This window comes from Stappia sp. ICDLI1TA098 (genome assembly GCF_054880955.1).
On sequence record NZ_JBTZBT010000003.1, the window covers coordinates 270,154 to 287,839 of the forward strand.

Annotated in this window: 13 protein-coding genes and 1 tRNA gene; 5 read left to right on the forward strand and 9 right to left on the reverse strand. The window is 68.3% G+C overall.

What is annotated here, in order from left to right:
- Nucleotides 1-41: 41 nt before the first annotated feature.
- The gene (locus ACSLUQ_RS16310) at nt 42-2,069 is read right to left on the reverse strand and encodes a protein meaA (protein WP_417771455.1); all 2,028 of its coding nucleotides are present in this window, start codon (nt 2,067-2,069) and stop codon (nt 42-44) included.
- A 376-nt stretch (nt 2,070-2,445) separates the two neighbouring features.
- On the opposite strand from ACSLUQ_RS16310, the gene ccrA reads away from it, so the two are divergent.
- Nucleotides 2,446-3,741 (forward strand): crotonyl-CoA carboxylase/reductase, encoded by a 1,296-nt coding sequence (ccrA, locus tag ACSLUQ_RS16315; protein WP_417771454.1) that lies wholly within the window; start codon nt 2,446-2,448, stop codon nt 3,739-3,741.
- 106 nt (nt 3,742-3,847) lie between these two features.
- Here the strand turns inward: ccrA and ACSLUQ_RS16320 are convergent, their stop codons facing one another.
- Nucleotides 3,848-4,651 carry a response regulator gene (locus ACSLUQ_RS16320; protein WP_417771453.1) on the reverse strand — a complete coding sequence of 268 codons (804 nt, stop codon included), beginning with the start codon at nt 4,649-4,651 and terminating at the stop codon, nt 3,848-3,850.
- Nucleotides 4,652-4,902: 251 nt separating this feature from the next.
- Here ACSLUQ_RS16320 and ACSLUQ_RS16325 point away from each other — a divergent pair, with 251 nt between their 5' ends.
- Together ACSLUQ_RS16325 and ACSLUQ_RS16330 are read left to right on the forward strand one after the other, a co-directional pair.
- The gene (locus ACSLUQ_RS16325; RefSeq protein WP_461809124.1) at nt 4,903-5,433 is read left to right on the forward strand and encodes a CAP domain-containing protein; all 531 of its coding nucleotides are present in this window, start codon (nt 4,903-4,905) and stop codon (nt 5,431-5,433) included.
- 59 nt (nt 5,434-5,492) lie between these two features.
- Complete coding sequence (locus ACSLUQ_RS16330) at nt 5,493-7,148, forward strand: AMP-binding protein (RefSeq protein ID WP_461809125.1); 1,656 nt, start codon at nt 5,493-5,495, stop codon at nt 7,146-7,148.
- Between the two features lie 15 nt (nt 7,149-7,163).
- Here the strand turns inward: ACSLUQ_RS16330 and ACSLUQ_RS16335 are convergent, their stop codons facing one another.
- On the reverse strand, nt 7,164-8,291 hold the full coding sequence (locus ACSLUQ_RS16335) for a GNAT family N-acetyltransferase (protein ID WP_461809126.1): 1,128 nt from the start codon (nt 8,289-8,291) through the stop codon (nt 7,164-7,166).
- Between the two features lie 189 nt (nt 8,292-8,480).
- A complete protein-coding gene (locus ACSLUQ_RS16340) occupies nt 8,481-9,947 on the reverse strand; it encodes a lipopolysaccharide biosynthesis protein (RefSeq protein WP_461809127.1) in 1,467 nt (488 codons plus the stop codon).
- 584 nt (nt 9,948-10,531) lie between these two features.
- On the opposite strand from ACSLUQ_RS16340, the gene ACSLUQ_RS16345 reads away from it, so the two are divergent.
- Nucleotides 10,532-10,607, forward strand: a tRNA-Thr gene (locus ACSLUQ_RS16345).
- Between the two features lie 117 nt (nt 10,608-10,724).
- The gene (locus ACSLUQ_RS16350; RefSeq protein WP_461809128.1) at nt 10,725-12,188 is read left to right on the forward strand and encodes a hypothetical protein; all 1,464 of its coding nucleotides are present in this window, start codon (nt 10,725-10,727) and stop codon (nt 12,186-12,188) included.
- A gap of 6 nt (nt 12,189-12,194) precedes the next feature.
- Here the strand turns inward: ACSLUQ_RS16350 and ACSLUQ_RS16355 are convergent, their stop codons facing one another.
- From ACSLUQ_RS16355 to ACSLUQ_RS16375, 5 genes are all read right to left on the reverse strand, one after another.
- Entirely contained in the window at nt 12,195-13,577 is a 1,383-nt protein-coding gene (locus ACSLUQ_RS16355; RefSeq protein ID WP_417771447.1) for a pilus assembly protein TadG-related protein, read from the reverse strand.
- Between the two features lie 148 nt (nt 13,578-13,725).
- Nucleotides 13,726-14,298: an HNH endonuclease gene (locus ACSLUQ_RS16360; protein WP_417771446.1), complete on the reverse strand. Its 573-nt coding sequence runs from the start codon at nt 14,296-14,298 to the stop codon at nt 13,726-13,728.
- Nucleotides 14,299-14,472: 174 nt separating this feature from the next.
- On the reverse strand, nt 14,473-15,885 hold the full coding sequence (leuC, locus tag ACSLUQ_RS16365) for a 3-isopropylmalate dehydratase large subunit (protein ID WP_417771445.1): 1,413 nt from the start codon (nt 15,883-15,885) through the stop codon (nt 14,473-14,475).
- Nucleotides 15,886-15,988: 103 nt separating this feature from the next.
- Nucleotides 15,989-16,216 (reverse strand): hypothetical protein, encoded by a 228-nt coding sequence (locus ACSLUQ_RS16370; protein ID WP_417771444.1) that lies wholly within the window; start codon nt 16,214-16,216, stop codon nt 15,989-15,991.
- A gap of 148 nt (nt 16,217-16,364) precedes the next feature.
- Entirely contained in the window at nt 16,365-17,657 is a 1,293-nt protein-coding gene (locus ACSLUQ_RS16375) for a TRAP transporter large permease (RefSeq protein WP_461809129.1), read from the reverse strand.
- Between the last annotated feature and the right edge of the window lie 29 nt (nt 17,658-17,686).

Sequence of the window (17,686 nt, forward strand, 5' to 3'; positions counted from 1 at the left end):
TCAAAGCCTGGTGACGCCTCATCAAAGGATGCGCCGCCGCCTCAGGCGGCCGCCTCCGCCCGTGCGCCGACGATCTCCACGACCTCGCGCATGATGTCGGTGAGCTGGAAGTTCTTCGGCGTGTAGACGGCCGCGACCCCCATCGCCTTCAGCCGGACAGCATCCTCGTCCGGGATGATGCCGCCGACGACGACGGGCACGTCGTCGAGCCCCTCGGCCCTCAACCGCTCCATCACCTCGCGCACCAGCGCCAGATGCGAGCCGGAGAGGATCGACAGGCCGATGACGTGAACGTCCTCCTCGAGCGCCGCGTTGGCGATCTGGGCCGGTGTCAGGCGGATGCCCTCGTAGACGACCTCCATGCCGCAGTCGCGCGCGCGCACGGCGATCTGCTCCGCGCCGTTGGAATGGCCGTCGAGCCCCGGCTTGCCGACCAGGAACTTGAGCCGGCGTCCAAGCTTGCGCGACACCGCCGCGACCGCCGCGCGCACCGGCTCGAGCTCGCCCGCATCGGCGCGCGCCGCCTTGCCGACACCGGTCGGTGCCCGGTATTCGCCGAACACCTCGCGCAGCGCCGCGCCCCATTCGCCGGTGGTGACCCCCGCCTTCGCCGCGGCGATGGAGGGCTCCATGATGTTGCTCCCCTCCGAGGCGGCCTGCCGGAGCGCGGCGATCGCCGCCTCCACGGCGCCGGCATCGCGCTCCGCGCGCCAGGTCTTCAGGTTCTCGACCGCCTCTTCCTCGACGTGCTCCGGCACGGTCAGGATGCCGCCATCCTCGCCGGCGGAAAGCGGCGACGGCTCGCTCTCGGTGAAGCGGTTGACGCCGACGACCACTTGATCTCCCGCCTCGATGGCGGCGAGCCGGTCGGCGTTGGCGGCGACCAGCGCCTGCTTCATGTAGCTCGTTTCGACCGCCGCGACGGCCCCCCCCATCTCGGCGATGCGGGCCAGTTCCTCGCGCGCCGCGCCCTTCAACTCCTCGACCTTCGCCGTGATCGCCTCCGACCCGTCGAAAATGTCGCCGAACTCCAGCAGGTCGGTCTCATAGGCAAGGATCTGCTGCATCCTCAGCGACCATTGCTGGTCGAACGGTCGCGGCAGGCCCAGCGCCTCGTTCCAGGCGGGAAGCTGCACGGCGCGCGCCCTGGCGTTTTTCGACAGCACCACGGCCAGCGCCTCGATCAGGATGCGGTAGACGTTGTTCTCCGGCTGCTGCTCGGTCAGGCCCAGCGAATTGACCTGCACCCCGTAGCGGAACCGGCGGAAGCGCGCGTCCGTGACGCCGTAGCGGGTGAGACAGATCTCGTCCCACAGTTCGGCGAAGGCGCGCATCTTGCAGATCTCGGTGAGGAAGCGCATGCCGGCGTTGACGAAGAAGGAAATGCGCCCGACCGCTTCGGGAAAGTCCGCCTCGGCAATGACGCCCGCCTGCTTGACCTCGTCGAGGATGGCAATCGCGGTCGCCAGAGCGAATGAAAGCTCCTGCACCGGCGTCGCCCCGGCCTCCTGCAGGTGATAGGAGCAGACGTTCATCGGGTTCCACTTGGGCATCGCCCGATAGGTCCAGGCGATGACGTCGCGGGTGAGCCTCAGCGACGGCGCGGGCGGGAAGACATACGTCCCGCGCGACAGGTATTCCTTGATGATGTCGTTCTGCGTGGTGCCCGCCAGCAGCGCCCGGTCGGCGCCCTGTTCGTCGGCGGCGGCCACATACAGCGCCAGCAGCCAGGGTGCCGTCGCGTTGATCGTCATCGAGGTGTTCATCTTCTCCAGCGGGATCTGCGAGAAGAGCGCGCGCATGTCGCCGAGATGGGCGACCGGGACGCCGACCTTGCCGACCTCGCCGCGCGCCAGCGCGTGGTCCGGGTCATAGCCCGTCTGCGTCGGCAGGTCGAAGGCGACGGACAGGCCCGTCTGACCCTTGGCGAGATTGTTGCGGTAGAGCGCATTGGAGGCGCTGGCCGTCGAGTGGCCCGCATAGGTGCGGAAGATCCAGGGCCGGTCCCGTGCCGGCCCTCCCGCCTGCGCGCCCGTCTTTGCGGCTTCGCCCTTGTGGCTCTGGCTCATGGATCGTCTCCTCGAACGTCTTTGCCCGTCCGCCGCCGGATCGCGCGCGCGGACGTCTCCCTTTTTTCGCCGGCCTGCCGCAGCGGTCGCAACCGCCCGCAAGCCGCCCTCCCGCGCGCCCTGCACACCGCCTTCCCCGACGGTCATTCTAGGTGCAATGCAAAAAACACTCTTGGGCAATTGCGAGAATTAAGCAATAGTCCAATAGCGGGGCACGTGTTTTTGGCACGATAGTTTCGTGAAGGCGACGAAGCGCCCGGCAAAGCACCGGAATCGATAATGCGTCGCAACATGAAACACATCGCGGCCAGAGCCCGGGAGGGGGCACGCCATCGTGCGACAGCGGTTGAAGAGAAGGACGGGAGGACTTCGGGAAATGGGTAATGCGGAGCAGGCGAACGACAATCGGGAGATGGGAGAGCGTCCGATGAAGGACCTTTACGAGATCGGCGAGATCCCGCCGCTCGGTCATGTGCCGAAGAACATGTACGCCTGGGCGATCAGGCCGGACCGGCACGGACCGCCGGAAGAGGCGATGAAGCTGGAGGTGGTTCCCACCTGGGAGCTCGACAGCAACGAGGTGCTTGTCCTCGTGATGGCCGCCGGCGTCAACTACAACGGCATCTGGGCCGGCCTCGGCGAGCCGATCTCGGTCTTCAAGGTGCATGATCTGCCCTATCACATCGCCGGCTCGGACGCCGCCGGCATCGTCTGGGCCGTCGGCTCCAAGGTGAAGCGCTGGAAGGTCGGCGACGAGGTCGTCATCCACTGCAACCAGGATGACGGCGACGACGAGGAGTGCAACGGCGGCGACCCGATGTTCTCGCCCACCCAGCGCATCTGGGGCTACGAGACGCCCGACGGCTCCTTCGCCCAGTACGCCCGCGTCCAGTCGCAGCAGCTCATGCCGCGCCCGCAGCACCTCACCTGGGAGGAGAGCGCCTGCTACACGCTGACGCTCGCCACCGCCTACCGCATGCTCTTCGGCCATGCGCCGCACCAGCTCCGCCCCGGCCAGAACGTGCTGATCTGGGGCGCTTCCGGTGGCCTCGGCGTCTTCGGCGTGCAGCTTGCGGCGGCTGCCGGCGCCAACGCCATCGGCGTGATCTCCGACGAGGACAAGCGCGATTACGTGCTCTCGCTCGGCGCGCGCGGCGTCGTCAACCGCAAGGATTTCGACTGCTGGGGCCAGATGCCCACGGTCAATTCGCCCGAGTACAACACCTGGCTCAAGGAGGCCCGGCGCTTCGGCAAGGCGATCTGGGAGATCACCGGCAAGGGCAATGACGTCGACATGGTGTTCGAGCACCCGGGCGAGGCGACCTTTCCGGTCTCCTGTCTGGTGGCGAAGCGCGGCGGCATGGTCGTCTTCTGCGCCGGAACCACGGGCTTCAATCTCACCTTCGACGCCCGCTATGTCTGGATGCGGCAGAAGCGCATCCAGGGCTCGCATTTCGCCCACCTGAAGCAGGCCTCCGAGGCCAACAAGGCGGTCATCGAGCGGCGCATCGACCCCTGCATGAGCGAGGTCTTCCCCTGGGAGGACATTCCGCGCGCCCACACCAAGATGTGGAAGAACCAGCATGCGCCTGGAAACATGGCCGTTCTCGTCAATGCCCCGGTGACGGGCCTGCGCTCCTTCGAGGACGTGCTTGCCGCCGGCCGCGGCTGACGCGCAAGGACCAGGCCCGGCGCGAGGGCTCCCCGCCCTCGCGCCGGGCCGTTCGTTTCGGACCCGGAAGCGGATGACGGTGTGCCGCGGCGTTCCCCGGCGGGCCCTACTCGCTCATGGCGAAGATGCGGACCTGCTTGGAAAAATGCGAGTGCCGCAGGCTGAAGAGGTGATGCAGGATGCTGTCCACGTCATCCGGGTAGAAGGGCTTGCGCAGGAAGGCGCGGGCGTTGACCTTCTGCGCCGACTGGTCGAGCGTGTCGTTGTATTCCGTCGACATCAGGATGACATCGGAGCCGCGCGCGAGTTCCGCCAGCCTGTCGGCGAGCTCGATCCCGGTCATGTTCGGCATGTTGAAGTCCGAGAAGATCACCCGGTACGGCCGCTCGCGGATCTTCTCCAGCGCCGCCTTGCCGTCCTCCGCCTCGACCACGTTGAGGCGGAAGATCGACCGGTCCAGGACCTTGCGCACGATGCGCCTCACGGTCGAGGAATCGTCCACCACCAGAACGTCGAAGCGCGTGTTGATCGTCTCGTGAACGTCGAGGACATGGGCCACCTGCGACGCGGTGAAGGGTTTGGGCAGGAAGTCATAGGCCCCGAAGGCCTTGAGCTGCTTTTCCGCCGCCTCGCTCAGCCGGTTGGACATGGCCACCGCGAAGGTCCGCGATCCGAGCACATGAATCGCCGCCATCACCTCGATGCCGGAAAGCTGCGGCATGTTGATGTCGAGGAAGGCAACGTCGAATTTTTCGCTGCCGAGCAACCGGACCGCTTCCTTGCCGTCGGCGGTGGCGACGATGTCGACTTCTCGGCCCGTTCCAGTGATGGCGCGGGCGATAAACTTGCAAACGACGGAACTGTCGTCGGCGATCAGGATCCTGATCCGGTCTTCGGATGTATCGGCCACGAGCAGTCCGTTTTTTGCTGCGTTCTGCAGCAGATAGCCCGGAAAACCTTGCGTTCTCGTGAATGGTCCCGTCACTCCGCCATCCGGCGGAAACGGATTTTCAATCCCGTCGGTGATAGATCTCCTCACCGCCGGCCCGCGTCGCCGCCGTTCCGACACGAGAACGGGTCAGTCTGCGCGCTTGCCGCCGGCCGAATCCGCGTGCCGCATCCCGGCCGACCGGCCATTCGACCCGTTTTCGCGAGGACCGCATGCCTTCCTTCCGCTCGCTTCGCCTCCCGGCCTCCGCCGCCGCACTTGCCCTTGTCGCCGGCCTCCTGGTCGCCTGCACCCCCGACCGGGTCTCCGTTCCGCCCTATTACGCCGATCTCGCCCGCGTCGACGCGCGGATCGACAGCGCCACGGCGGCGCAGATGATCTCGACCTACCGCGAGAAAAACGGCAAGGGCGCGCTCACGGTCGATCCCGTGCTCATGCAGGTGGCGCGTCGCCAGGCCGAGGCGATGGCCGCCGCCAACGACGTGCGCGCCTCGCTGCTGCCCGGCAACACGCTGAAGGCCCGCCTGGCCAGTACCGGCGAGACCAAAACCTACGCCGTCGAGAACGTCAGCGCCGGCTACCGCACCCTCGCCGAGGCCTTTTCCGGGTGGCGCGAGTCCCCGCGCCACAACGAGGTCCTGCTCGACGGCAAGGCCACCCGCATGGGCATCGCCACCGCCTACGCGTCCGGATCGAAGTACAAGGTGTTCTGGTCTCTGGTGCTGGCGGGCCCGGCGGAGTAAACCTGCCGCACCGCACAACACCGCCCGCGACACGGGCGATTGAACGGAACGCCCGCCATATGCTTTCGCCCGCAACCTCTCTCGCCGAACTGACAGACCGCTTCCGCTGGCAGATCCCGTCTGCCTACAACATCACGGAAGCGGCCTGCGGCCGTTTCGCCACCTCGCAGCCGGAGCGGATCGCGCTGCTGCACCAATGCGCCGACGGCAGCACCCAGCGCTGGAGCTATGGCGCGCTTCATGCCGCCTCGGGCCGCCTGGCCAACGCGCTTGCGGCCCTGGGGATCGTCCCCGGCGACCGGGTGGCGCTGCTGCTTCCGCAGACGCCGGAAACCCTGATCGCCCATCTTGCCATCTACCGCATGGGCGCCATCGCCGTCCCCCTCGCCAGCCTCTTCGGCGTCGAGGCGTTGCGCTACCGTCTCGAGCACTCGGGCGCCGCCGCGATCATCACCGACGCGCCCGGCCTGGCCAAGGTCGAGGCGCTCGCCGATGCCCTGCCGGCGCTGCGCCTGCGCATCCTCACCGGCCCGGTAACGGGCGCGCTGGCCGAGGGTGTCCACGGCTTCGACGCGCTGCTCTCGCGGGCCCGGGACGGGTTCGCCAGCCTCGCAACGGGTCCCGATGACCCGGCGCTGATGATCTACACCTCCGGCACCACAGGCCAGCCCAAGGGCGCGCTGCACGGCCACCGGGTGCTCGCCGGTCACATGCCGGGCATCCAGATGTCACAGAACTTCATGCCGCAACCCGGCGACATCCTCTGGACGCCGGCCGACTGGGCCTGGGCGGGCGGGCTGCTCAACGCGCTCTTCCCCGCTCTCAGCCTCGGCGTGCCGGTGGTCTCGTGCCACCTGGGCAAGTTCGATCCCGAGCAGGCCTTTGCGCTGATGCGCGATCATGGCGTGCGCAATGCCTTCATTCCGCCGACGGCGCTGAAGATGATGCGCGCCGTCGCCAATCCGCGCGCGCGCTACGACCTGCGCCTGCGCAGCCTCGGCTCGGCCGGCGAGGCGCTCGGCCGCGAGACCTACGACTGGGCACGCGAAACGCTCGGGCTGCCGGTCAACGAGTTCTACGGCCAGACCGAATGCAACGCCGTCATCGCCTCCTGCGCCGAAATCGGCGTGTCGCGCGCCGGCGCCATCGGCCGCGCCGTGCCCGGCCACGAGATCGCGGTGCTTTCCGCCGAGGGCGTGCCGCTCGCCGCCGGCGTGCAGGGGCAGATCGCCGTGCGCCGCCCCGATCCGGTGATGTTCCTCGGCTATTGGAACGATCCCGAGGCGACGGCGGCAAAGTTCGTCGGCGACTGGATGACCACCGGCGACCAGGGCCTCATCGATGACGACGGCTACGTCCATTTCGTCGGCCGCGACGACGACATCATCACCTCCGCCGGCTACCGCATCGGGCCGAGCGAGATCGAGGATTGCCTGCTGGCCCATCCTGCGGTGGCGCTGGCCGCCGCCGTCGGCAAGCCCGACGCGCTGCGCACGGAAATCGTCAAGGCCTTCATCGTGCCGGCCGCCGGCGTCACGCCCGACGACGCGCTTGCCGCCGAGATCCGCGCCTATGTGCGCACACGGCTTTCGGCCCATGAGTATCCGCGCGAGATCGCCTTCGTCGACGCGCTGCCGATGACCACGACCGGCAAGGTCATCCGCCGCCTGCTGCGCGACGAGGACACCGCCCCCGCCGCCATCGGCTGTTCCTGACCGGGGCCAGACGTCTCAGCGCCGGCGTAGCAGCGCCTTGACCACGGCCCGCGCCCGGTGCTCCAGCGCTAGATCGGCCCCCCCGAGCCACAGGCGCAGGTCGGCGAACCGCCCGCCCGCGACAAGCCCCGTCGCATAGGCGACCCGGCCCGGCCACAGCGGCTCGATCATAGAATGTCCTGGTATGGCCAGGGAATCGGCATCCACGATGCCATCGGATGCAAGCGTGTGGCGCATGGCGATCCGCGCGATCTGCGATCCCGGCGACAGACGTCCATGATCCTCGTCGAAGGCGATCTTCCACGACCACGCCCGCGCCCCGTCGCGCAGCACAGCCATCATCGCCACCGGCCGGCCGTCGAGCCTGAGCGCGTCGATGCGCAGCCGCCCGGCCCGCGCGCTTGCCTCTAGGAAATCGCGAGCAAAGGCCGCCCGTCCGGGATCGGCGACCAGCGCCGTGCCGGCCCGCCCCTTCCAGCCTGCCGCCTCCAGCTCGAGAAACGCCTCGATCGCATCGGGCAGCGTTTCCACCGTGTCGGCACGGGTGGCGGAGACCGCGCCAAGATCGGCAAGCCGGCGCATCTGCCGGTCAAGCTCCTTGACCCGGTGGCGGCTCACCGCCCGCTGCTGGGCAGCACCTTCGATGCCCGTTGCATGCCCGGCGCGCAGGCGTGCGCCGCAGAGCGCCAGTCGCGGGCCATTGCCGTCGCGCGTCGCCGCCATGCCCGAAAGCAGTGCCGCCACGGGGCCGTCGGTACGCAGATACGGAAAGGCGACGAGCCCCGTTCCCAGCGCCTCCGCCGCCGCCGCGCACAGGCTTGCCGCCGTCTCGGCATCGGCCTCGGGCGCGAACAGCGGCGTGCCGAGCGGGCCGTAGTCGCCGGCATGGGCGACGGCCGCCGGCGTCAGCAGGCCGACGCGCCGACGGCTGAAGGGAGCAAGCGCCAGGAAGGCGCCGTCCGCCTCGCGTCGGATCGCGACGACGCGTATCTCCCTGCGGTCGAGCCGTGCCGCCAGCGGCCGCAGGAACTCGGGGCGAAAAAACGGGTTCGGTTCGATGGCGCGGTCGGCGAGCCTGTTCCACGCGGCCAGAGGCGCGTCGGCGGCATCCACCGCGAAGATCAGGCTGCTCGTCCCGCTCACCGTGCGCACCCGCTCTCCCCCTCGTGCGGCGCCACGGTCGGCGTCTTGCCTCCCCGCGTCCCGCACCGTCGCCCTTTTGCCGGCAATTGCCATACGCACGTCCTCCGCCCGCCCGCGCGGCCAGGCGCGGGTGCGAACGCAAGTGTGCCACAACCGCGTGCCTTGCGCCTTCGCGGCGTTAGCATTTGGTTAACCCTGCGCGCGCCCCGTGTTGGAGCGCCAGACGAGAGGATCGATCCCCAGCCGCCGGCGCGCCTGCCAGGCCAGCGCCGCCGCCTCGAACACCATCGCGCCCGCCGTGGCGACCGCCGCGCCGAGAATGCCGAGCAGCGGGATCAACACGATGTTGAGCCCGATGTTAACGGCGAAGGCCGCCGCATAGACGCCCGCACAGGCCTTCTGCTGGTCGGCCATGGTCAGCAGCGCGTCGACCGGCCCGACGGCGGCGCGCGCCAGCACCCCGGCAAGCAACACCAGGATCACCGGATAGCCGCTGGTGAAGCCGTCTCCGAACAGCGCCAGCAGCAGCGGCCCGACCGCCGCCAGCAGGCCGGCGAGCAACAGCGTCGGCCAGAAGGTCCAGCGGGCGCTTTCGTCGACGAGCCGGGCCAGCTCGGCATGCTCGCCCGCGTGATAGAGCCTGGAATAGCGGTGCGCGGTGGCCGAGCGCACCGCGAAATAGACGAAATGGGCCAGCGCCGGCGTCTTCGAGGCAGCGAAATAGATCGCCACCTGGTCCGGCGGGCACCAGAAGCTCACCATCACCACGTCGGCGCTGGTGATGAGCTGGAAGAAGCCCTCGACAAGCAGGATCGGCACCGACAGCCGCAGCCACTCGCCGATGGTCCAGGCCTCGCGCGGCGGTCGCGCCAGCCGCTGCGGCGCGAGCATGCGCGCCAGCGCCAGCCCCTGCAGCAGCGTCACCGTCCAAGTGGCGACGATGGTCACGATCACCGCCGAACTCGCGGTTGCCGGCACGCCCGCGGCCACCGCCGCCGCCATGCCGGCGAGGATCGCCAGCGGCCGCCAGATGAAGGTCGGCAGCATGGCGGTCAGCGTCCAGTCGTGGGCGCGCGCGATGCCGTCCTGGATGCTGCCGATGGTGAACATCGGCAGGCAGACCGCGCCGAGCACCAGCGGCAGCACGTAATGGGAGGAGATCCGCTCGCCCGCCAGAACCACGACAGCGATGCCCGCGAGCGCCACCGCCGTCGCCGCGAGCCCGCCCGCCGCGCGGCTGCCGATCAGCAGCGCGGCAAGCCGCCCCTGCTCGCCGCGCGCGCGGTATTCGGGAATCAGCCTGAGAACGGAGGAGGAAAAACCGAGCGGCGTGAAGATGCCGAGAATGACGACCAGCGTCCACACGACCGCGTAGATGCCGTATTCGTGCCCGCCCATCAGCCGCGCCAGCACCACCTGCATGACATAGGCAAGCGCTGCGCCGAGCACCCGGGTGGCGAAGACGACAAGCGCCATGCGCTGCGCCCGCGCCGTGTCGGGCTCGCCGGAAACGATTCCGCGCAGGCGGTCGAGCATCGGCAGCACGCGACGCGAAGCCGCCTCCGGCAGCACCCATGCCGCCATCCGCTCGGTCAGGGCAAGCCCCCCGGCCAGAATCCGTGTCAGCATGGGCAGGCGCTGGACAGCGGCGCGCATCGCAGGGCGCATACCTGCGGCGCGGAGCGCGGGCGCAAACAGACCCGCGCCGGTTCGCGCGTTTCTGCCCCGATCCGATGGCCCCGGCGGTTCGTCACCTTGTTCCCCGTCCCTTGTCCCTTGCGACAACAACCATGTGCCACCATTCTGCCGCCGGGCAAAGTCCCTGGCGGCAAACGGCATGGCGGCGTGGTCCCAACCGTGCTTCGCGCCCGTGCGGGCGGGCCCGTCGGCGGGCCTCCTCAAGGCTGCAAGCCTAGCGGGCGACTTTTAATTTTCCGTCGCCCGCCGCCGGCGGCGCCGGGCGGCGCGCCGGTCACGTTTGCGTGAGGCGCCAAGCCGCTGACCGGCGACGGAATCGGGACGGCTGTCGAAAACCCGGGGCGGACACGTTCAATCCCTCTTGCGCACCGCCTCCTTGTCCGCTATCAAGCGGCCACCTCGGCACGGTTCCCGGTCAGGGCGGTTCGGCTTATGCCGCCGCGGAGCGGGCAGGATCGGGGCGGCGGATGCAAGATCCGCCCGGCGATACGGTCTTCCGCATCGCCACGACATAGCGGGCCGTCTGGACCCGCGTTTGGTGCGCCGGTGTAGCTCAGTTGGTAGAGCACGTCATTCGTAATGATGGGGTCGGCGGTTCGAGTCCGTTCACCGGCACCACTCTTTTTCTCCCGAACACATCCGAACCGCGCGTATCGCCTGTGCGCGCGGCGCGAGCTTGACCCATCCGGCATTCCGACGGAGGCTCTCTTCAGAGTTGAACCTGGGGAGGGGGTCATGTTGAAAAAGGCATGTGGAAGAGTGGCGCTTTCGGCTGCGCTGGCGATGTTTCCGGGGCTTTGCGCCGCAGCCGGCCAAGATGTCCGCGCTCAAGCCTATGACGCGGGAAACGACAACCTCTGGTACGCCTCGCCAAATGTGGCCGTCATTTCCCGGCTTCCCTTCGACACCCGCTATGTGATCCACCTTGCCGGGGCCAACGACTTTACCCATCGGGTCGAGATCCTGCGCGACATGCGCCGCCTCTCCTACGGCGGATCGGCGCTGGTGATCGAGGAAGAGGCAACCGCCCTCGTCGCGGGACGCGACATCGCCCTGTTCGCTCCCGCCACCGCACTGCCGCCGAACGTGCCTCTTGGCACCTACACCCTGCAAGGGCTCGACAAGGGACGCCTTGCCTTCAACCAATGGGGCGGAACACTCGGTGTCAGGCTTATCCACCACGACAGCACCACGGCGCCGGCGGATCTTCCGGTCCTGCGCTTCAAGACGGAGCAGTTCCTGCGGGTCTGCATCGACGGGGTGGTTGCGAACGCCGCTCCCGCAGGCACGCCAGACCCGCTCGTTGCCATTTCCGTCGACGGCAAGCTCATCCTGCGTTCCGCCCCGGGAGCGCCGCCGGAGCCGGCGCTCTGGCGGCGGGGCTGCGTCGACACGGTTGGTCGCAAGGTCGACGTCACCCTTGTCGCGATCGCAAGGCCGGACACGGACCTGCCGCCTCCCCAGGGCCTCCATCGCGTAAGCGGGAAGGTCTTTTTCGCCCCGCTTGCCGAGGTGCGGGCCGAAACGGACCTGGCGAACACGCCATTTCCGCATCGGCCACCGACCGGCCGCAGCTTCACCGCCACATGGAGCTCGACCCTTCGGCAATCGGTGATCGCCTCCGACCTGCCGGAGCCCGAGCGCTACCTGCTGACCATGGATGACGACTTCGATGGCGTGCCTGCAAACCTCGAGGTTTCGAGCACCGGCGGAACGCCCGATGCGCAGCTCCACGAAGGCGGCGGCCTTGCCCTCGAAACCGCAAACCTGCGGCTGGAGGGCCTTCCGGCCCTTGGCAGCTTCACGCTTCTTGGCTACGGCGAGGGCGACTTCCGTCCGGTCCGGTTCGCGGTCGAGGGAAGCCCTCGCAACGCCAACAGCTACATGCCGACGAGCATCGTCGCGCGCTTCGACAGGCCGCAATTCGTAAGGCTGTGTGTCGACGGCTCGCGCCGCACGGACACGGCCGACCCGGCCGAGCCGACGGCTGTCCGGAGCCCCCATCTCGTGCCTTTCCGAAACGGCCAGCCGCTCGGGCCATCTGGCAGGGTCGCGGCGATGGACGCCGGTTGCACGGATTTCGTCGCCTGCGACATCGACGCCGGCATGCTCGGCGACAAGCTGGTCCCGGGTCTCAGGCGCATTGACGCGACGCTCTACCACCGCCCCCTGCCCGCGCCATCGGCTGCCTGCCGGTAGCCCCCCTCACCTCGACAGGTACGTCGACTTGATCTGGTTGGCGATCCTGGCGAATTCGGCGATCAGGTCCTCGTCGCTGTCGGCGCGGTAGTAGTTGTCGGAGCCCGACGCGCAGTCGCTCATCACCTTGTCCGCGGCCGATCCCTTGGCGATCTGGAAGCCGACCGTGATGATGGTGATGCCCTTCGCCTTGATCGCCGTGCACAGCGCCCGGGCGCGCGTCGCGCTCTCGCTGCCTTGTTGGGCGATCCAGTCGTAATTCACCCGCCCGACCCGGTCGGGCGAAAACCAGGTGTTGAAATCGCCGTCGGTCATGACGACGAGATATTTCACCACGCGCTCGTCGCTTGCCGGCGCCGGCGCACTCTTCGACGGCCACAGCGACGACCAGTTCGAGGACAGCATGTACCAGCCCCAGGCAATGCCCGTCTGACCGGCGGTGTTGCCGCCTGCGCCCAGCCGCGCGACCTCGTAGAGCAGCGTGCCCGGCTTCTTCGTCGAGCCGGGATCGAGCGTCAGCGGCACCGCCACCGCCGTCGGACAGACATAGCCCGAGGAGGACCGTATCTTGCTGCCCTGGCGGTAGAAGGCGGTCATGTACCCGGCCTGCTGCGCGCCCGGGCCGATCGGCGCCACCATATGGGAGGCATCCGTATAGGCCTGCGCCCCGTCGCGCTCGCTCACGCAATAAGGATAGCTGGTGCGGCTCTTGCTGGCGCCTCCGGTTGCCTCCGCAGCCAGCGTCGCACCGATGTTGACGCCGGCGCTGTAAGGCACCAGCGCGACGCGCACCTTCTCGTTGGTGGAGACGCTCGCCGGCGGGATCAGCGTGTTGACGAAGCCGGCCGCCGCCTCGCGCAGCCCGGCTATCTTCGTGCCGGCCATCGAGCCGGTCACGTCGACGACCAGTGCCGCCTCGACGCTCTTCGGGTAGATCGCCTGCGCACCGCTGCTGACCGGGATCGTCTTCGGCCCCATGCCGGCAAGGCGGATGAAATAGGTCGGAACCTCCGAGCGGGCCGAGACAGCGATCCGCCGCGCCTTGGTGTCGATGGAGGGCATGTCCACCACGATCTCGACGCCGGGGATCGCCGACCCTTCCGCGTTGGCGCCGAAGTAGGCCTCATAGTTCTTCTTCAGGTAGTCCTGGATTTCCGTTTCGCTCATGTTGCGCGTCGACAGTTCGCGCGCCACCGCCAGCATCGCCGCGTCGAGACCGCGGGCAATCGCCTGGCGCTGGTTGATGGCGCGGGCAAAGTCGATCCCCGCCCCGGCGATGACGATGATCAGCACCAGCACGATGGCGAGCATGGGAACGATCGCGCCACGACGCTCGACGACGAGCGCCCGCGCCTGGACATTGAACCGGCGAAACAGACGAGACGGCATGTGGACCCCTCCACGCCGGCTCGCCGGCGCCTTTGACAGGTCCGATCATCCCATGGCGGTCATGCCGGAAGGTTAAGGCACGCGCCGGCATGCGGTGATTCGCGCGCCTCGGTTGACGCAGACTTAACGCGGCGGCGGGACCACCCGCTCACGGCTCCAGTTCGGTATCCCAGTAGAGGAAATCGAGCCAGCTCTCGTGCAGGTAGTTCGGCGGGAACAGGCGGCCGTTGTTGTGAAGGTCCTGGACATGCGGGGCGAAAGGCATGTGCATCGGCCACATGTTGATGTCGCGGCAGGACTTGTTGGCCTTGCGCAGGTTGCAGGGAGAGCAGGCGGTGATCACATTGTCCCAGGTCGTCTGGCCGCCCTTGGAGCGCGGGATCAGGTGATCGAAGGTCAGCTCCTCGCGGGAGCCGCAGTACTGGCACTGGAAACGGTCGCGCAGGAAAACATTGAAGCGGGTAAAGGCGGGGTGCCGGCTGGGCTTGATGTAGCTCTTGAGGGAAACGACGCTGGGAAGCCTGAACTCGCTGCTCGGACTTCGAACCAGCACGTCGTACTCGGAGACAATATTGACCCGGTCGAGGAAAACCGCCTTGAGGGCGTCTTGCCACGACCATAGCGACAACGGGTAGTAAGCCAGCGGACGGTAGTCCGCGTTAAGCACCAGGGCCGGATGAGCACCTGGAGAGATGGCGACGTTCACACCTTCGCTCCTCATGCCGATGCCTCGGAACCGCCTCGTGACGATCCCGGATGCCCGCATAGTGTAGAGCGAGAGTGACAGTCTTGTGAAGTCGCTTCGGACGCGACGTCATGCGAAAACGCGCGCGGGAAGGCTCTCCCCGCGCGCGGTCGTGTCAGTCGTCCGCGCCGATGCGGCGCGCGGCCGCGTTCAGCCCTTCGGCCACTCGCGAATGTCGACGAAATGCCCGGCAAGAGCCGCCGCCGCCGCCATCGCCGGCGACACCAGATGGGTGCGGCCCTTGAAGCCCTGGCGTCCCTCGAAGTTGCGGTTCGAGGTCGAGGCACAGCGCTCGCCGGGGGCGAGCTTGTCGGCATTCATGGCAAGACACATGGAGCAGCCCGGCTCGCGCCACTCGAAGCCGGCGTCCTTGAACACCTTGTCGAGGCCCTCGGCCTCCGCCTGGACCTTCACCAGGCCGGAGCCCGGAACGACCATGGCGCTGACGCTCTCCTTGACCTTGCGCCCACCGATGACGGCGGCGGCGGCCCGCAGATCCTCGATGCGCCCGTTGGTGCATGAGCCGATGAACACCCGGTCGACGGCGATGTCGGTGATCGGCGTGCCGGCGGCAAGGCCCATGTACTGGAGCGCGCGACGCTTGGAATCGCGCCGGTTCTCATCGGCGATCTGCTCGGGATCCGGCACCCGGCCGGTCACCGAGATCACGTCCTCCGGGCTGGAGCCCCAGGTGACGATCGGCGGCAGGTTCGCCGCGTCGAGCCGGATCTCCTTGTCGAAGTGGGCGTTCTCGTCGGTGAAGAGCGTCTTCCAGTAGGCCACCGCCTTGTCCCAGTCGGCACCCGTCGGCGCCTTCGGCCGGCCCTTGATGTAGTCGAAGGTCTTCTCGTCGGGTGCGATCAGGCCGGCGCGCGCGCCGCCCTCGATCGACATGTTGCAGATCGTCATGCGCCCTTCCATGGACAGCGCACGGATCGCCTCGCCGGCGTATTCGATGACATGGCCGGTGCCGCCGGCCGTGCCGATCTCGCCGATGATCGCCAGGATGATGTCCTTGGCGGTGACGCCGTCGGGCAGAATGCCGTCGACGGTCACGCGCATGTTCTTCGCCTTGTTCTGGATCAGCGTCTGGGTGGCGAGCACATGCTCGACCTCCGAGGTGCCGATGCCGTGGGCGAGCGCGCCGAAGGCGCCATGCGTCGAGGTGTGGCTGTCGCCGCACACGATGGTCATGCCCGGCAGGGTGAAGCCCTGCTCGGGACCGACGATGTGGACGATGCCCTGGCGGTCGTCGGTCTCGCTGTAGTACTCGACGCCGAACTCGGCCGAGTTCTTCGCCAGCGTCTCCACCTGCAGCGCCGATTCCGGATCGTCGATGCCGTGACTGCGGTCGGTGGTCGGCACGTTGTGGTCGACAACCGCGAGCGTCTTGCCGGGCTGGCGCACCTTGCGGCCGGTCATGCGCAGACCCTCGAAGGCCTGCGGGCTCGTCACCTCATGCACCAGGTGGCGGTCGATGTAGAGGAGCGACGTGCCGTCCTCCTGCGTGTTGACGACATGGTCGTCCCAGATCTTGTCGTAAAGGCTGCGTGGCGTGCTCATGGCTGGCTCCTCGGAAAAGGGCGTCGGAGAATTTCGCGAAACGGAAAGGGGCGCCGGGTCGGGTCGGTCCCGCCGGACCGCGCGAAAGGCGCGTCGGGTCCGCTCAGGCTGACAGCTTCGGCGCGGGCGCAAGCGGGCCGGCGTCGAACGTGGCGCTCAGCCTGGCGTGGAAGCGTGCGGGCAGACGGCGGCGGTCCTGCATGACGATGCGGCACAGGCGGCGCGTGGAACAGGCGGGCACGGGCGCAAGGATGCGGCCGGCGCCGGTCGGCGCGCCGTCGATCCCGGTCCCCCGGTAGTCTGCCCGGGCGTCCACCTGTCGGTCGCTCACCCTGTCCCTCGATACCGCGCTGTCCGCATGTCGCCAAGGCTCCCCCGCCGCGGTCCCGCGGAGGCCTTGCCGTGCCCAAGCCTCTTCAATGGCGCAAAACGGCGATGCGGGTCAAGGCGCGATTGCGCGCCCGCGCCGCGCCGCCGCCTCAGCGCATCATGTTCGGCAGGAACAACACCAGCGCGGGAACGCTCGCGATCAGCGCCAGCCGCACCACGTCGGCGATGACGAAGGGAACGATGCCGCGAAAGATCTTGCCCATCGGCACATCGGGCATGACCGTCTTCAGGACGAAGACGTTGAGCCCGACGGGCGGCGTGATCAGGCTGATCTCGGTCACCACCACGACGACGATGCCGAACCACACGAGGTCGTAGCCCAGGCCGCCCATCAGCGGCGCGAAGATCGGCACCGTCAGCAGAACCATGGACAGGCTTTCGAGCACCATGCCGAGGCAGAGATAGACCAGCAGCACCAGCGCCAGGATCGCCGGCGCCGGCAGGTCGGAGGCCCGCGCCATGTCGGCCAGCGCCGTCGGCAGACCGGCGATGTTGACGAAGTTGGAGAACACCAGCGCCCCGATCAGCACCATGAACATCATGGTCGTGGTCGCCGCCGTGTCGGCGAGCGTTTCCAGCAGGTTCGACCAGGTCAGCCGTCCCCGGAAAAGGGCAATGAGGAAGGCGCCGCTGGCACCGATGCCGGCGGCCTCCGTCGCGGTGAAGGCGCCGGCGTAAATGCCGCCGATGACGAGCGCGAAAAGCGCCAGGATGCCGGTCACGCCGCGCAGGGCGGCGAAGCGCTCGGCGTAGCCCATGCGCTCCGCCGGCGGCCCGGCCAGCGGGTTCACCCAGCACACGACGCGAACCGCAGCCATGTAGCCGAGCATGCCGAGCACCCCCGGCACGATGCCGGCGATGAACAGCCGGGCGATGTCCTGCTGGGCGGTGACGCCGTAGATCACCAGGATCACGCTCGGCGGGATGAGGATGCCGAGCGTGCCGCCGGCGGCGATGACCCCGCTCGCCAGTCCGTCGTCGTAGCGGTAGCGCCGCATCTGCGGCAGCGCCACCTTGCCCATCGTGGCAGCCGTCGCCAGCGACGAGCCGCAGACGGCGGAAAAGCCGCCGCAGGCGACGGCGGTCGCCATCGCGAGGCCGCCGCGCCGGTGCCCGAGCCAGGCGTGGCAGGCGGCATAGAGTTCATCGGAAAGCCCCGCCCGCGTCACCAGGTTGCCCATCAGAACGAAGAGCGGCACCACCGAGAGCGAGTAGGAAAGGCCCGTGTCGAAGGTCGTCTGCCCGATGATCGCCATGGCCGGGGTAAAGCCGAGGATCATGGTCAGGCCGACGCCGCCCACCGCCGCCATGGCAAAAGCGATGGGAACGCCGGCGAACATCACGACGAGAAGGAGAAGAAGGCCGGGAAGCCAGGTTTCCATGCTGAAATCCTTGGGAATGCCCCGTCAGG

What these genes read in the sequence shown, in the direction of transcription:
- ACSLUQ_RS16310 (WP_417771455.1), bottom strand. Translation starts at nt 2,069, where the DNA reads ATGAGCCAGAGCCACAAGGGCGAAGCCGCAAAGACGGGCGCGCAGGCG.
- ccrA (WP_417771454.1), top strand. Translation starts at nt 2,446, where the DNA reads ATGGGTAATGCGGAGCAGGCGAACGACAATCGGGAGATGGGAGAGCGT.
- ACSLUQ_RS16325 (WP_461809124.1), top strand. Translation starts at nt 4,903, where the DNA reads ATGCCTTCCTTCCGCTCGCTTCGCCTCCCGGCCTCCGCCGCCGCACTT.
- ACSLUQ_RS16330 (WP_461809125.1), top strand. Translation starts at nt 5,493, where the DNA reads ATGCTTTCGCCCGCAACCTCTCTCGCCGAACTGACAGACCGCTTCCGC.
- ACSLUQ_RS16340 (WP_461809127.1), bottom strand. Translation starts at nt 9,947, where the DNA reads ATGCGCGCCGCTGTCCAGCGCCTGCCCATGCTGACACGGATTCTGGCC.
- ACSLUQ_RS16350 (WP_461809128.1), top strand. Translation starts at nt 10,725, where the DNA reads ATGTTGAAAAAGGCATGTGGAAGAGTGGCGCTTTCGGCTGCGCTGGCG.
- ACSLUQ_RS16355 (WP_417771447.1), bottom strand. Translation starts at nt 13,577, where the DNA reads ATGCCGTCTCGTCTGTTTCGCCGGTTCAATGTCCAGGCGCGGGCGCTC.
- ACSLUQ_RS16360 (WP_417771446.1), bottom strand. Translation starts at nt 14,298, where the DNA reads ATGAGGAGCGAAGGTGTGAACGTCGCCATCTCTCCAGGTGCTCATCCG.
- leuC (WP_417771445.1), bottom strand. Translation starts at nt 15,885, where the DNA reads ATGAGCACGCCACGCAGCCTTTACGACAAGATCTGGGACGACCATGTC.
- ACSLUQ_RS16375 (WP_461809129.1), bottom strand. Translation starts at nt 17,657, where the DNA reads ATGGAAACCTGGCTTCCCGGCCTTCTTCTCCTTCTCGTCGTGATGTTC.